Consider the following 13,549-nt stretch of genomic DNA (forward strand, 5'->3'; position numbering starts at 1 on the left):
CAGCTCTGAAAGAGTGGACGCATTAGTCGCATACCTCCTCCGGCGTTGCCTGATTGCCCCAGGGTTGGTTGCGAATTGCGGTTTTTGCAGTAGAGGACTGTGTCTCGCTCCACCCTAGCAGGCCTGCCATGGGGAATAGGCGAGGCAGGCTGATTGTTACCTCATAAAAGACAACGTCATCTGCCCCACCTATGCCGGTTTCTCCAGTATCCGTATCGTAATTTCCGTTACCGTTGGCATCCTCGAAACAATCGCCTTCGTTATAAGAGCCGAGCGGAACTGTATCCCCAGTAATTTTTTCGGGCTTTCCAACATTGGAAAAATTGTAATAACTTTTTTTGATGACAGATGTCGTTCCATGGTCGGTATTTATGTCATCCATTTTATCTTCGATGTATGAATCCAGTTCGTCGCCGGTGACGGTGCCGACTGAAGCAGAACGTGCAGCCTGTTCCAGTACACCTTTGGTCACGGCGTTGAGATAGGTCTGATAGCCAAGATCGAAAAGGCCCATCAGCAGAACAGAAAGAGGCAACGCCACAAAGCCGAATTCGACCAAAGTGGCACCCCGACTATCCGAGTGGAATAAATTCAAGCGGAAACGTGGACTTTTCATTGCGACAGCCTCAAGCCACCAATGTTTTGAGCGATCGTTTTGAAGTTAGAGCTCAGGGATGCCGCGGTATCTGATTCAAATTTATGGCCGGTGCTGCTCGCGCAACTGACCACCTCGTCGTCGGGAGCGTCGCCAAAAATAACGACCCAAATTGTGATGCCTTTGCCCTTTACCGCATTGCAGATCATCTCGAATCGGCGCCTGTTAATGGATGTCAGCGTGGTTGCATTGGCGCTGGTGCTTGTTATGCGGCCGTCAATTTTGTTGATGCCCCAGGCATCGTAATTTTTTTCTTGAATATTCATCTGACCATCGGTCATGAAGATGAGGTGACGCTGAATGGCGAACCCATTTGGTGCCTCACCGTTAAGGTTGGCGAAAATGCCATCGGGCGACATAAGTCGCGCCCCCCAGAGCAGACCAATGCCGTGGTTGGTGTATCCAGTCGGGGAAAGAGAATCTATGTAGCTGTTGAATGTGGAAAGGCTTGAATATGCCGTTTCCGACGGCGAGGAATCGCGTGTTGCGTATTGCGCAAGATGCCGTGCTGCAATTGGACATGCGCCGTAATTGCTGGACCAGTTTGTCGATGACGACGATGGGCTGCTGGGGGATGTTGCGGGCGTTGAAAGACGGTACCACGACACATCCGGCCAGTATGGGCGCCATCTCTCCTCATCTGTATCGGGAATGAGATCAATATCCAAGTCGAGCGCTGCGTCGGGTATCGTCAGGGACGAGGTCGAGGTGATGGTGGAATCAGTATCCGCCTCTTCAATGCATCCGGCCCATGTCGATTGCGTTCCGTCGATGTAAGCCGGATTAGTTATGGCATTGCCGGTAATATATTGAGTAACATCATATGCCATCGATGTATATCGCCACTGATAGAAAGTAGTGTTGGAACCAGCTGTAGTTGTTGTTGTATAGGTGGTAGTGGTAGTAACTTCTTTCCGCACGCATTTTTTATCGGTACTACCGCTGGGTGCAGAAGTTGATCCGTTAAACATGGCATAAGTATAGCTTGTTGATGTGGTGGTCGATGGCGCAGTTCCGCTAGTCGAAGGATTCGATCCATTGGATGGGTACCTGTTATTTCCATATTTGGTGCAATTATTTGCCGACAAATTTGTCGTTCCTGACGCATTGTTGGCATCGCTGGCAGATGTATAGCAAGTGCTCTTGTTATATATTTTGTAACACGTTGAAGTTGTGGGGGTGGCTGGGTAATAATAAACAGGCAGTCTGGATTGATAGGTCCATGTGTCGCCGGTGGAACCGCCAATCATAAATTCAGTTGGGATGAGGTCGCCGACATTGACGTTGCTCGAATAAGGAACAAAGCCATAGCGAATGCGCCCGGTGTTCTCATTACCTGCGCCAAGCACATCATAAAAATCTCTGACGGCCTGCTGAAGGGCGGCCATGCGTGTTGTGGTTCCTTCCTCACCGTCATCAATGGAACCACTCATGGATCCCGTCACGTCGAGAACCAACATGACATCGGTATTGCCCACATCGAATTTGGCGTCGCAGGATACGTTTAATGGCAGTTCGTTATAACCAAATATCTTCATGACGGCTGTTGGGATGGCCGTATTGGCCGATACCGTGACGGTGGTGGTTTCGCCGGCCTTGCTGTCGATGTCCGGTTCAAACACTTCCGTTCCGAATGAGCCTTGCGGGAAATTGAAGTCGAAAAATTTTTGGGCTTCCGCCTTATCGCTGTCTGACATGCTGGAGCCTTCCATGGCTCTCCGACCAGCAAGCGCGGCTGCGTCGCAAGCCTGTTGCAGGCGGGCTTTAGCCATGTAAGCGCGGCTCATATCCACGCCAGCGCCGATCATCGCTGTTAGAGGCAGCATCGCCGCCGCCACAATGGCTAACGTATTGCCCCCCTGATGGCGCGACAGGCGCGTCAGAAAGCCTTGTGAAATCCCCGAGCGATTTGCCATAGACTGCCTCAATCCGTGTCGCGATGCACATACCGTCCCCCACCCCGGGGCATAGTCCTGCTTCCGTTATGTACGACTGGTGGTTAAGGCGTCTCTACATCATCGTGGTTAGGATCAGGTTAACCATGGAGTTTCGTGAAATCTGAATTTTTGTAAGCAGGTGACTGATATCACTATGGAAATTACTCACCTCCAGCGCCTCACTACGGCCTATGCTCCGAAAATCGTTCAGAATGGCATACACCTCATCTGGGCTTTCGACATCCGGATGGCCGACATTGTTCGGACCACCAGCGAACCCATGATCGGGCAGATGCGGTTGACGTGGTGGCATGAGGCGCTGAGGGAAGGGAAAGGGGCCGGGGAGCCCTTGGTCGAGGCCCTTCGGCGCGATGTCGGGTCGGATGCGGGGGTGGAGGGGCTGCTGGCCGCGATTGAGGGCTGGGAAGTGCTGCTGGAACCCATGCCTCTCAGTGATAGCCAGCTCATCGCCTTTGCAGAGCATCGGGGCGGTGGAATTTTTCGCCAGATCGGACGGCTGACGGGCGACTTTCCTGGTTGGCTGGCGCAGGCAGGGATGGGATGGGCGCTTTGGGACCTGTCAGGGCACATCAGCCATCAGGATACAGCCCGGCGCGCAATCGTGCTGGCTCGCGAATTCCTGACCGATGTTCCTGCAAGGGGGTGGCCAAAGTCGCTTGCATCGTTGCGTATTCTAACGGGTCTGGCGCGGCGGGATGCGTTGCATGATCGGATCGCGCCGGCGGGTCTTCAACTGCGGCAATATGCGCGCATTCTATGGTTGGGCATGCGAGGTGGCTAAGGGTTTGAAACGCAAGGCCAACGGTTTAGAAGCGGGAGTTCATCTTGGGGGCATGAATGACGAAAATGCGGATATGGGCGGGTGCTGCTGCTGCGCTGCTGTTTACAGGGGCTGGTCTCTTCTGGTGGCAAAGCCGCGCTCAGGGGGATGAGATCAATATCGAGGCGACGCCTCCGCCGGTCGTTGGGGCGGACGATCAATTGCCCGTGGGAAATTCCAACCTAAAGGGCGCAGCACCACCCATGCCTCCCAGCGCCTTGCCGCAGACACGAGAGCAAAAGCGTTTTTCGCGTTATGACCGGAACCGCGACGGCATCGTGACGCGCACCGAAATGCTTTCCACGCGCACAAAGGCCTTTCAGAAGCTCGATACCGACGGAAACAACCTGCTGTCGTTCGAGGAGTGGGCGATCAAGACGTCCGATCGCTTCGCCGAGGCTGATCTGGAAGGAGACGGACGGCTTACGCCTGCGGAGTTCGCGACGACTGCTCCGAAGAAGTCCACCAAGGCGAAGTGCGATTGCTGAGCTTATTAAAAAACCACCCCATGCAAGCATGGGGTGGCCAAGGTTCAGGGAGGAGACGCCTCCAAAGGGGGAGACGCCCATGCGGCTACTCGAAAGGGGGGCGAGCAAACCGCATGCCTATAAACTAAGATAGGGGGCCAGGAGTTTCAAGCACCCAAAGGAATATTTGAAAAAAAATCGTACTGTCCAGTATGGACTATATTAATGTGATGTTCATCAAGCGCCGGTGGCCGCGCTTTCCATCGCCTGAGCCGACGGTACATTTGGCACTTTTCCTTGCTCGATCTGGTGGCCGAAAAGGTCCCGCATGAGCTGCAGCGAGAACAGGTGAGCGTGAATCAGCGGCAGCATGCCGTTCTGGCTGATCTTGCGGAGCTGGTCCCCACGCATTTCATGCAGTTTTTCCTCATTCACCATTTGAAATCCGCGATAGACGAAAGGCTGTTCGTTGCCCGGCATCTGGATCGCGACTTCGCCATCCATCAGCAGATCATAGGATTTGAGTTCTTCGACGAACTGTCCCGTGCGCTGGGCGGCTTGCTCGAATTGCTCGCAGAAGCCCAGAATATTCGTGGTGACTTCGGTGGGTTGCGCTTCGTCGAACAGCTTGTCGCCTTCGTCAAAAGCGCCGATGATTTCCGAGGTGGGGTCGAAACAGAGCGAAAGTTCATCGGAATCGGGCCGCAGCTTTGCCAGCATGAACGGATAACGGCGGACATAGGCCGGCACATAGGCGGGACCGCGCAGCTTTCCTTCTTCGTCGAGGAACGTGTTGACGCCTTCGTTGAGGCCCATCAGCGCCAGCGGCACCGGGTTGGGACCGGATGAAAAGATGATCGGCAAAAAGCGCTGCGCCTGCACGAACTCGTCGATGGTGAGAGGCACGGCATGCTGTTTCGCCAGATGCGGGGCCGAATCGACTTGCCGGATGCGCCAATCGCCATGCTGCCCGCTGTTGAGCGGCACCAGATCATTGTAAAAAATCGGCAGGTTTTGTGCATTTGGCGCACTGGCCATCATTACTCTCCTAGTGAAGCGGCCGACGGGTGCAGGAAAGCCGCGTAAAGAAGCCAATGGCAGTAATTATCCTAGGTGTCGGACGCAAGGGGTATGAGTTTTCCGGGGTTCATGATGCCCTGGGGATCCAGGGCAGCCTTGATCGCGCGGAGCGCGTGCAGTTGCGCTGGGGAGGCGAGACGGCCCAACTCGGCGCGCTTCATCTGGCCAATGCCATGCTCGGCGGAAATAGATCCTCCCGCCACGACAACCAGATCATGGACAAAGGCGCTGATAACAGGACCGCTCTCGGCGATCCACAATGGTCCATCGACCCCCTGGGGCGCGCGAACGTGGAAATGGACATTGCCGTCGCCCAAATGGCCGAAGCTGCTGGTGCTCGTTCCCGGAAAGGCGCGCTCGGCGGCTTTACCGGCCTGGATCATGAAATCGGGCATGGACGCCACGGGGACGCTCACGTCGAATTGCAAGGCGGGACCTAGTGATCGCTCCGCCTGGGAAAGCGACTCCCTCAGCCGCCAGAATTCCTCGGCCTGTGTTTCATTGGTTGCGATGGCGGCATCGTTGATCAGACCCTGTTCAAATGCCGCCCCCAGCGCGGTTTCCAGCCTGTCTCGAGCGCTTGGGCCTTCAAGCGAATCAAGATCAACCTCGATCAATATATGCCAGGGCGAGCGGGTCGCGGTGGGGCAGCGTGCGCCCGGAAGAAGATTGAGTACCGCCGTCAGCGTTTCGTCGCCCAGCACCTCAAACCCTTCGACCACCTTGCCAATCGTGCTTTCCGCAAGCCGGAGTAACGCCAGGGCGTCATGAGGCGTCTGAACGCAGGTCCACCCCACCGCCCGGTCGGCAATGGCAGGCACCAGGCGCAGACTGGCGGCAGTTACAATGCCGATGGTTCCCTCGGCTCCGATTAGCAACTGTTTGATATCATAGCCACGGTTGTCCTTTTTAAGGGCCTCCAAACCATAGTGAATGCTGCCATCGGGCAATACGGCCTCAATTCCCTCTACCAGAGCACGCATCGTGCCGTGGCGAAGCACCTGGGTGCCGCCGGCATTGGTTGAGATAAGTCCCCCGATCGTGGCGGAGCCCTTGGCTCCCAAGCTCAAAGGGAAGCGGCGGCCGATTGCTTCCGCCACCTCGTGCAGGTTCGAAAGAATGACGCCGGCTTCGCAAACCGCCAGATTGTCGCTGGCTGAAATGGCGCGGATATGATTCATTCGGCGCAGGGATAATATGAGAGCGCTGCCATCGGCGGGCGGCGTGGCTCCGCCCACCATCGAGGTATTGCCGCCCTGAGGAACCAGCGGCACAGCTCTTTCGGCGGCCAGCGCCACAGCGGCCGCCACTTCGGCTGTTGTGGCAGGGGCCAGGATAGCGCGGGCCGTCCCGTGATAGCGGCCACGCCAGTCATGCACCCAGGGTTCAATGTCGTCGGGATTTTCAATAAAACCCTTTTCACCCAGAATTGCACGAAAGGCGGCCAAGCTGTCGTCACTGATCATGACGGTTATATGCGTGAGGATGGGTGACAATTCCAGTTGATCGGACGGGATTAATCCGCTGTTCAATCACGCGGCCATAGGGCTGGAGCTTTAAAAGGGGATTCGCTTGCCTTCCGTTGCTTTCCTGCTGTTTCTGCTCGCGCCTGCCGGGATGGGCGAGGCTTATGCGCTGGCCGGCCGGGAATATGCGCAACTCACCATCCAGCGGCGCATCATTATTCGGGTACCGGTACTGGTCACGCGCCGTCCGGGACCTGCTCCGCAGCAGGAAATAGAGTGGAAGGAAAAGAAGGCCGGACGTTGCCTGCCGATGAAAAATATTGTCGGCGCGGCCATCAAGGAGAAGGATAGCGTCGACCTGATCCTCAGCGACCAGCGGCGCGTACGGGCGAAGCTGGACAGTTGCCGATCGGCGGATTTCTACCAGGGCTTTTACATGGAACCGACCGGGGATGAGCTGCTGTGTGCGGATCGGGACGTGATTCACGCGCGTAGCGGCGCAATTTGCGAAATAGAGGCATTCAGGCGGCTTGTGGTGGAGAAATAGCAATTGCTGTTCTCTTCGATACCGCGATGCAATCCGTCTGCGCCCTGTCTTTCGGGAAATTCTTGACATTTTAGCCAATGTTGCGCATGGCCCGCGCTAAGGGGCGCGCATGGCGTGCGCTCGCCATTTTCCGGAAAAAACATGAATTTTGCCGATCTCGGCCTTTCAGAAGAATTGCTCAGGGCGGTGAACGAAGCCGGCTACGACAGTCCGACTCCCATCCAGGCGCAGGCCATTCCTCCGGTTCTGATGATGAAGGACCTGATCGGCATTGCCCAGACCGGTACAGGGAAGACCGCCAGCTTCGTTTTGCCGATGATCGACATTTTGGCGCATGGCCGCAGCCGCGCGCGGATGCCCCGCTCATTGATTTTGGAGCCTACGCGCGAACTTGCGGCGCAGGTGGCGGAGAATTTCGAGAAATACGGCAAGTACCACAAGCTTTCCATGGCGTTGCTGATCGGCGGCGTTTCGATGGGCGATCAGGTAAGGGCGCTGGAAAAGGGCGTTGACGTGCTGATCGCCACGCCCGGGCGGCTCATGGATCTGTTTGGACGCGGCAACATATTGCTCACCGGCTGCAATCTGCTGGTGATTGACGAAGCCGACCGAATGCTGGACATGGGCTTCATTCCAGACATTGAGGAAATCTGCACCAAGCTGCCTGCCGCGCGCCAAACACTCCTGTTTTCGGCCACCATGCCGCCGCCGATCAAAAAGCTGGCGGACAAGTTCCTTACAAACCCCAAGCACATCGAAGTCGCGCGGCCAGCCAGTGCCAACGCGTCTATAAAACAATGGCTTGTGCCCGTGGAGAGCCGAAACAAACGCGAGGCCCTGCGGGGGCTGCTGAAAAGCGAAAACGTCAACACGGCGATCATCTTCTGCAACCGCAAGACGGCCGTGCGTGAACTAGCCAAAAGCCTTCAGCGGCATGGTTATTCAGCCGGTGAAATTCACGGCGACATGGAACAGTCCGCACGCATTGCAGAATTGGATCGCTTCAAGAACGGCGACATCAATATCCTTGTCGCCTCTGACGTTGCTGCCCGAGGGCTGGATGTGAAAGGGGTGAGCCACGTCTTTAATTTCGATGCGCCGTGGCATCCCGATGATTATGTCCATCGCATCGGACGTACTGGACGCGCAGGAGCGACTGGCACGTCCTATACCTTTGCCACCAAGGATGATGCCGACGCGATTTCGAGTATCGAAAAGCTCACCGGCCATAAAATCGAGCGCGTTGCAAGCCCCGCAATTGCTGATGCTGGCGACAAGCCGGCCCGATCAAATCAGCGCCGCGCGAACCAAGACCCAGTCAGGCAGGGCGAGCCGAAAAGTCCAGTTGCCGCCGAAAGGCCGACAGCCCCTCCTGCAAGATCGAGGCGCCGTCGTGAGCATGAGGACGACGGTCCCGATGACGGCTGGAATGGCCCAATCCCGGATTTCCTTTCCTACAGTTTCGGAATCGCCACGGCATAGCTATTGGTCGGTTTCGTCCCGCCATTCCGTTCTTGCCTGGTCTGCCGGTAAGGTCAGGATCAGCTTGTCTTCCACCCGGTCTATCCAGCGCGAAGGAATGCTGTGGTGCGTTCCCCCGGCCGCCGGATCGGTCCTGGTGAGCACGACGGCATCGTCCCGAACGCCATCGACGGTGCCGACGTGAACCCCGTCGCTTCCGACCACCTCCATATGCGGCGCCACGCTTTCCAGGCACCCGCGCTGCGCTGATCGTTTTTCCCGCCAGTCGTTGAAGCTTTCTTCGAACTGCTGCTGCCGTTCCTTGCGATATTCCTGATATTCGCGATCGAGACCAGCCATTTGGCGTTCGCGCCATACCTGATATTCCAGGTCGAATTCCCGGTCATGTTCAATGAATGGACGCGGCGGCCGGCTGGAAAGGGCGCCTGTCTGCGGATAGGTCATCGGGCCGAATTCCCGTGGTCCTGCAGCTCCGCCCGCTGAAGCGAAACCCACGCGGTAGGTTTCGAGATAGCTGTGATGCATCTGTTCGTCATATTGCCTGCGCCGCTCGGCCTCTTCGTCGCCGAACCAGCTTCGTACCTCGTCGCCTACTCGGTCGAAAAAGCTGCGCGTTTCGAAATTATAGCCTTGGGGTGGCGCGTCCGCCTCCTCCTGTGATGGCGGGACGGCTGTCTTGCCAGGCCCGCGGAACGGATCCCCGCGTAAATCCTGCCTGCGGCGTAAATGACGACGGCTTTCAAAATCGGCGTGACCCATGATCCTGTCCTTTCCGATTTTCGCTCTCTTTGCCGCAACTTCATGCGGAAAAGCTTTTGGGTGCTGCGTGATCTTAGAACGGAAAAGATGGCGTGCTTGTTCCAAATCACGCTCCTGATTACAAGGCGTTCGGCGATGTTTGCGGCCCATAAAAAGCCATTGCAACGGCCCCTTCTCCGCGCTTATAGAACCCGAACCGGGGCCGTAGCTCAGTTGGGAGAGCGCATCGTTCGCAATGATGAGGTCAGGGGTTCGATTCCCCTCGGCTCCACCAGTTTCCGGAATTCCCGCAATTGATCGGCACAAAAAATGCCACCGCTCCCCGGGGGAATGGGAAGCGGTGGCAGTGCCTTCGGCGCGCGTAGTTCATCGGAACGGAGGCATTTGTTCCAGATGTCGCCACCAACCCGGGTCGCAATAGGTTGGTGGCTTTCACTAACGGCGACGTTCAGGTTCTCAATGTGCAATATGATAACGGCAGCTGCAGTTGCCCATTCCTTCAGGCTTGGCCGCGGCAGTCATCTGCTATTCGGCCTTAACCACTGGCCTTATCATCCTGTGTTCTGGTTGGCTGCGGGGGTGATTTGCACCCGGAAAGCTGCCTTAATCGGGCATCGGGTCCAAACACCGCCTCGGCGGCGCATAGCAGGGACACCGGATATGCCCTGCGCCTTTCTTTCGCGAATATGTCCATGACATTCTCCACCAATCAATCTTGTGACTAGGTAACCTGGAAAATGTTGGACAAGCTCAAACGTCAATAGATTCCCAGAACTGCGCTACTATCTGCTGCGCTTCCTGTGAAGAAATTCTGCGCGGCGAGACAGATTTTCTGGAAATGTCCCAACTGGGGTGTGGGAGTGGAGGAACAAGAGAATTTCTTTTTTGAAAAACGTTGCTGCTCTGTCGTCTGGCCATTAGTTATCCTCTCATTTTTATATCGAAAAATTAGAGGCGACCCTAATTTTGTTCTATATATTGCATGGTATATATCTTTTTTTACCACGCGCGCTTACGAGGATTGCCGTCCTTATCTCAAAGTCCGCGCAGCTTGGCAATTATATTTTCTGTACGAATTCATACAGAGGCAGCTTGCCGTAGGGGGGAATTAGCTACTGCGGAAGTTTTCCAAGCTGAAACAATGGGCAAGCAATCCCGCCGCTTCGGCTAACCAGATTCAGGTGAGCCCGATGTGGGTCTTCAACGAGGGACGAAGTTGAAGGTCGAGCCAGCATGCGCTCACCCGGCCCCCGAAGCGAGCGACCGTCCTGACAGAGTGAAAGGCCATCCGGGTTTTTTGCGTCTCAGATGATATGTTTTGTTCCTGCTGCGTTGTTCCTGGAACAGGCACGGATACGGCGACATGAAACCTCTCACTGAAAAGCACCTTGCCATATTCCGCCGGCATATGGTGGAAGTGATCGACGTAAATTTTGAACTGCTGAGCGAAGAGATTGGGAGCGGACGGCTTGATGAAAATGTGCGGCTTGCCTTTTTGAAGGTGCCTCGCCACCTATTTGTACCGCAGCAGTTCGCGGCCATGGCGTACCAGGACACGCCGCTGCCCATCGGCTTCGACAAGACCATTTCGCAGCCGTTCATTGCAGCCTTGATGATCCATTTATTACTCGTGTCACCGGGGCAAAAAGTTCTCGAGGTGGGCACGGGGCTTGGTTACCAGGCTGCTATTCTCGCTGAAATGGGCGTGCGGTTGTGGAGTGTGGACATTGTCGAGGAATTTGCCGAGCAAGCGAATGTTCGCCTTGGTCTTGCCGGCTATGAAGGGATCGAAATCCGTGTGGGGGATGGGTCGCGGGGTTGGGCGGAGCATGCGCCGTTCGACCGCGTGCTCGTCACCGCGGCGGCCGAAGAACCACCCATTGCGTTGCTGGATCAAATGAGTCCTGGGGGACGCCTTATCATGCCACTGGGCGACAAGGGCAGCCAGAGGCTGACGGTTATCACGAAAGATGATAAGGGTGGTTTCGACATGGCCCCCATTATGGCCGTCCGCTTCACTCAGTTGGAACTGGCGGTGTGACGCAGCCGGCGCAATTCACCACCCAGGTAATAAAACTGTCATAAAATTGGCGTTGAAACGTCATAAAAGGCCGCTGGAGGGCCGCTAATCTCAAGGGTTGCTTAAAGGGGAATTCATAATGAAGATGAAATGGGCCATGCAGCTTTCTACTGCATGTTCGCTGGCGGCACTGACGCCCGGCATCGCAAATGCGCAGGCGTTGTCCGCAGAAGAGGCAGCGTCCTTACGGGCGGAAGTGCAAGCGTTGAAGGCTCAATTGGGCGCCATGGAAGCCAGGCTGAACAGCATCGACGCCAAGACGCAGGAGAACAGCACGGCCATTGCCGCCGCGCCCGCGCCAGCACCTGCCCCCGAAACCACAATCAAGTGGAAAGGCGCCCCCGAACTCAGCACCAAGAGCGGATGGTCTTTCAAAGTCAGGGGCCGGATGCAGTTCGATGCAGGGCATGTGGATGCGCCCTCCTCGATCGACGACGATGGTCTGGGCTTTTCCAGCGAAGTGCGCCGGGCCTATGTGGGTGTCCAGGGCACCATGCCGGGTGGCTTTGGTTACAAGGCCGAGGCGGACCTGGCCGACAATGAGGTCGAATGGACGGACATCTACCTTACCTATGATCATGAGGGAAAGAATATCACCGTCGGTCAGCATTACCCCTTCCTTTCGCTGGAGCAGATGACAAGCGACCTGTTCACAAGCTTTACAGAACGGGCCGCCTTTACCACCGCGTTCGGCTTTGAGCGGCGGGTTGGCCTTTCCGCCGGCTACAGCAGGGGCGACTTCATGGTGAATGCCGGTGTGTTCACGGATAATGTCACCGATTTGACCGAGGATGGGAACAAATCCTACAGCGTTGATGGCCGGGTGGTATGGATGCCCAAATTCGGCAGTGCGCAGCTGCATCTGGGGGCTTCTGCCCACTATCGGGATCTTAACATCAGCCTGACTGACGCGGGCAGCCGATATCGGGCGCGGCCATTCATCCACAGCACTGACGTGCGCTTTATCGACACTGGCACATTTACAGCGTCCAAGGAGACCAATTACGGCTTGGAAGCGGCGGTTGTCGCGGGTCGATTGCACGCGGCGGGTGAAGCAAGCTGGCTTCGTGCCAGCCGGCCGGGCCTGGCAGATCCCACCTTCTTCGGTGGCTATGCCGAAGTGGGTTACTTCCTAACCGGCGGTGATACGCGAGGCTACAAGGCTGGCGCCTTCGACCGAGTAAAACCAGCGAACCCGGTGGGCAAGGGCGGTATTGGCGCCATCCAGATCAATCTACGTTACGACTATCTGGACCTCGTGGACGCCGGTATCATCGGCGGCACGCAAAACGGCTATGCCGCGTCATTGGTCTGGACGCCCATCGACTATCTGAAATTCATGATCAACTATGGCCATATGGAATATGATCAGGCCCGCGTCACAGCCAATGGCGACGCAAGCTACAGCGCGGATGTTATCGGCACACGGGCGCAACTCGACTTCTGAGTGTTGTTAGGAGTGCGTCGGTCCGTTCCGGCGCACCGATCACCTACATCAGCAGCGCCAGGATAATCAGCACCACCACTGCTACAAGGGCTAGAAAAATCAGCCACGTCGCCGAACTGGTCCGATGAGGCTTTTCACTGCCGGTTTCAGGAGTTGGCTTGGCGCTTTTCCTGAACTGCATGGCCTGCCAGCCGGCTGCCGCCTCTGCGCCCGTACGGTTCAAATGAACCCGGTCGTCGATATCGGCGATCCAAAGTTCCGGAAGGGGCGCGGTAGGACTGTCGCCTCCTGGCCTTCGCATGATAAAGCCGTCCGTCGCGACATCCTCGATAGTTCCGAGAAACTCTCCGTCGGATGTAAGAACTTGTTTTCCCTGGGCTGTTCCGCGTTTTAGCACAACACTCTCCGTCAGCTGTGCCCCCACTATTTGCCGCCATGTGCTTCTGTTCGATGCTTTGGCGATATCCGATTAAACTCTTTAACGATTTCAGCGTTCCGATGATGTTCGATCGTTAACGGAAAGGCCTCACCAAATGGACGGATTCTTTGGATGGTACGCCAGTCTCACGGGAATGCTGGCGGCCATAGTGATTGCGTCCAACCTGGGCAGAAGGATCACGGGGTGGGCTTTCGTCCTTTTCGCTACAAGTTCGGTTGCCTGGATTATCGCCGGGATGCGAGACGGAGAGCAAGCGCTGCTATGGCAGAACATCGTCCTGCTGTTGACCAACTTTTTCGGAATCTACCGCTGGTTGATCCTGAAAGAACGGCCCAAGGTGCCGGCATAG

The 13,549-nt window shown here is 56.3% G+C and carries 13 protein-coding genes and 1 tRNA gene; 8 read left to right on the forward strand and 6 right to left on the reverse strand.

Features of this window, described 5'->3' with window-relative positions; translation table 11 throughout:
* Positions 1-22 precede the first annotated feature (22 nt).
* Positions 23-616 (reverse strand): TadE/TadG family type IV pilus assembly protein, encoded by a 594-nt coding sequence (locus tag HNQ99_RS01695; protein WP_184473896.1) that lies wholly within the window; start codon positions 614-616, stop codon positions 23-25.
* Positions 613-2,571, reverse strand: coding sequence for a TadE/TadG family type IV pilus assembly protein (locus HNQ99_RS01700; protein WP_184473897.1), 1,959 nt, complete (start codon positions 2,569-2,571; stop codon positions 613-615). Before HNQ99_RS01700 ends, HNQ99_RS01695 begins: the two co-directional genes overlap by 4 nt.
* Before the next feature lie 160 nt (positions 2,572-2,731).
* On the opposite strand from HNQ99_RS01700, the gene HNQ99_RS01705 reads away from it, so the two are divergent.
* Both HNQ99_RS01705 and HNQ99_RS01710 read left to right on the forward strand, forming a co-directional pair.
* Positions 2,732-3,394, forward strand: coding sequence for a squalene/phytoene synthase family protein (locus tag HNQ99_RS01705; RefSeq protein WP_184473898.1), 663 nt, complete (start codon positions 2,732-2,734; stop codon positions 3,392-3,394).
* Positions 3,395-3,450: 56 nt separating this feature from the next.
* The gene (locus HNQ99_RS01710; RefSeq protein ID WP_246414327.1) at positions 3,451-3,921 is read left to right on the forward strand and encodes an EF-hand domain-containing protein; all 471 of its coding nucleotides are present in this window, start codon (positions 3,451-3,453) and stop codon (positions 3,919-3,921) included.
* Between the two features lie 216 nt (positions 3,922-4,137).
* On the opposite strand, the gene HNQ99_RS01715 is transcribed toward HNQ99_RS01710, so the two are convergent.
* Positions 4,138-4,938 carry a SapC family protein gene (locus HNQ99_RS01715; RefSeq protein ID WP_184473899.1) on the reverse strand — a complete coding sequence of 267 codons (801 nt, stop codon included), beginning with the start codon at positions 4,936-4,938 and terminating at the stop codon, positions 4,138-4,140.
* Between the two features lie 71 nt (positions 4,939-5,009).
* The gene (locus tag HNQ99_RS01720) at positions 5,010-6,446 is read right to left on the reverse strand and encodes an FAD-binding oxidoreductase (RefSeq protein ID WP_184474030.1); all 1,437 of its coding nucleotides are present in this window, start codon (positions 6,444-6,446) and stop codon (positions 5,010-5,012) included.
* A 106-nt stretch (positions 6,447-6,552) separates the two neighbouring features.
* Between HNQ99_RS01720 and HNQ99_RS01725 the strand changes: the two genes are divergently transcribed.
* A complete protein-coding gene (locus HNQ99_RS01725; RefSeq protein ID WP_246414329.1) occupies positions 6,553-6,993 on the forward strand; it encodes a hypothetical protein in 441 nt (146 codons plus the stop codon).
* Between the two features lie 141 nt (positions 6,994-7,134).
* Entirely contained in the window at positions 7,135-8,475 is a 1,341-nt protein-coding gene (locus HNQ99_RS01730) for a DEAD/DEAH box helicase (RefSeq protein ID WP_184473900.1), read from the forward strand.
* Here HNQ99_RS01730 and HNQ99_RS01735 read toward each other — a convergent pair whose 3' ends face one another.
* Positions 8,476-9,234, reverse strand: a complete 759-nt coding sequence (locus HNQ99_RS01735; RefSeq protein ID WP_184473901.1) for a DUF2171 domain-containing protein — start codon at positions 9,232-9,234, stop codon at positions 8,476-8,478.
* Between the two features lie 198 nt (positions 9,235-9,432).
* Between HNQ99_RS01735 and HNQ99_RS01740 the strand changes: the two genes are divergently transcribed.
* The 3 genes from HNQ99_RS01740 to HNQ99_RS01750 all read left to right on the forward strand — a co-directional run bounded on the left by HNQ99_RS01740 (position 9,433) and on the right by HNQ99_RS01750 (position 12,761).
* Positions 9,433-9,508: transfer RNA gene (locus HNQ99_RS01740), tRNA-Ala, on the forward strand.
* Between the two features lie 1,089 nt (positions 9,509-10,597).
* Positions 10,598-11,275, forward strand: a complete 678-nt coding sequence (locus HNQ99_RS01745; RefSeq protein WP_184473902.1) for a protein-L-isoaspartate(D-aspartate) O-methyltransferase — start codon at positions 10,598-10,600, stop codon at positions 11,273-11,275.
* Between the two features lie 118 nt (positions 11,276-11,393).
* A complete protein-coding gene (locus HNQ99_RS01750; RefSeq protein ID WP_322790291.1) occupies positions 11,394-12,761 on the forward strand; it encodes an OprO/OprP family phosphate-selective porin in 1,368 nt (455 codons plus the stop codon).
* Positions 12,762-12,804: 43 nt separating this feature from the next.
* On the opposite strand, the gene HNQ99_RS01755 is transcribed toward HNQ99_RS01750, so the two are convergent.
* Positions 12,805-13,062 carry a hypothetical protein gene (locus HNQ99_RS01755; protein ID WP_184473903.1) on the reverse strand — a complete coding sequence of 86 codons (258 nt, stop codon included), beginning with the start codon at positions 13,060-13,062 and terminating at the stop codon, positions 12,805-12,807.
* Between the two features lie 232 nt (positions 13,063-13,294).
* On the opposite strand from HNQ99_RS01755, the gene HNQ99_RS01760 reads away from it, so the two are divergent.
* Positions 13,295-13,549 (forward strand): hypothetical protein, encoded by a 255-nt coding sequence (locus HNQ99_RS01760; RefSeq protein ID WP_184473904.1) that lies wholly within the window; start codon positions 13,295-13,297, stop codon positions 13,547-13,549.

Source organism: Rhizorhapis suberifaciens (assembly GCF_014200045.1).
Taxonomy (GTDB): Bacteria; Pseudomonadota; Alphaproteobacteria; order Sphingomonadales; family Sphingomonadaceae; genus Rhizorhapis; species Rhizorhapis suberifaciens.

Excerpts from the sequence above, each read along its gene's own strand:
- HNQ99_RS01750 (WP_322790291.1), top strand. The coding sequence starts at position 11,394 with ATGAAGATGAAATGGGCCATGCAGCTTTCTACTGCATGTTCGCTGGCG.
- HNQ99_RS01760 (WP_184473904.1), top strand. The coding sequence starts at position 13,295 with ATGGACGGATTCTTTGGATGGTACGCCAGTCTCACGGGAATGCTGGCG.
- HNQ99_RS01745 (WP_184473902.1), top strand. The coding sequence starts at position 10,598 with ATGAAACCTCTCACTGAAAAGCACCTTGCCATATTCCGCCGGCATATG.
- HNQ99_RS01715 (WP_184473899.1), bottom strand. The coding sequence starts at position 4,938 with ATGGCCAGTGCGCCAAATGCACAAAACCTGCCGATTTTTTACAATGAT.
- HNQ99_RS01700 (WP_184473897.1), bottom strand. The coding sequence starts at position 2,571 with ATGGCAAATCGCTCGGGGATTTCACAAGGCTTTCTGACGCGCCTGTCG.
- HNQ99_RS01730 (WP_184473900.1), top strand. The coding sequence starts at position 7,135 with ATGAATTTTGCCGATCTCGGCCTTTCAGAAGAATTGCTCAGGGCGGTG.
- HNQ99_RS01755 (WP_184473903.1), bottom strand. The coding sequence starts at position 13,062 with ATGCGAAGGCCAGGAGGCGACAGTCCTACCGCGCCCCTTCCGGAACTT.
- HNQ99_RS01720 (WP_184474030.1), bottom strand. The coding sequence starts at position 6,446 with ATGATCAGTGACGACAGCTTGGCCGCCTTTCGTGCAATTCTGGGTGAA.
- HNQ99_RS01695 (WP_184473896.1), bottom strand. The coding sequence starts at position 616 with ATGAAAAGTCCACGTTTCCGCTTGAATTTATTCCACTCGGATAGTCGG.
- HNQ99_RS01710 (WP_246414327.1), top strand. The coding sequence starts at position 3,451 with ATGACGAAAATGCGGATATGGGCGGGTGCTGCTGCTGCGCTGCTGTTT.
- HNQ99_RS01735 (WP_184473901.1), bottom strand. The coding sequence starts at position 9,234 with ATGGGTCACGCCGATTTTGAAAGCCGTCGTCATTTACGCCGCAGGCAG.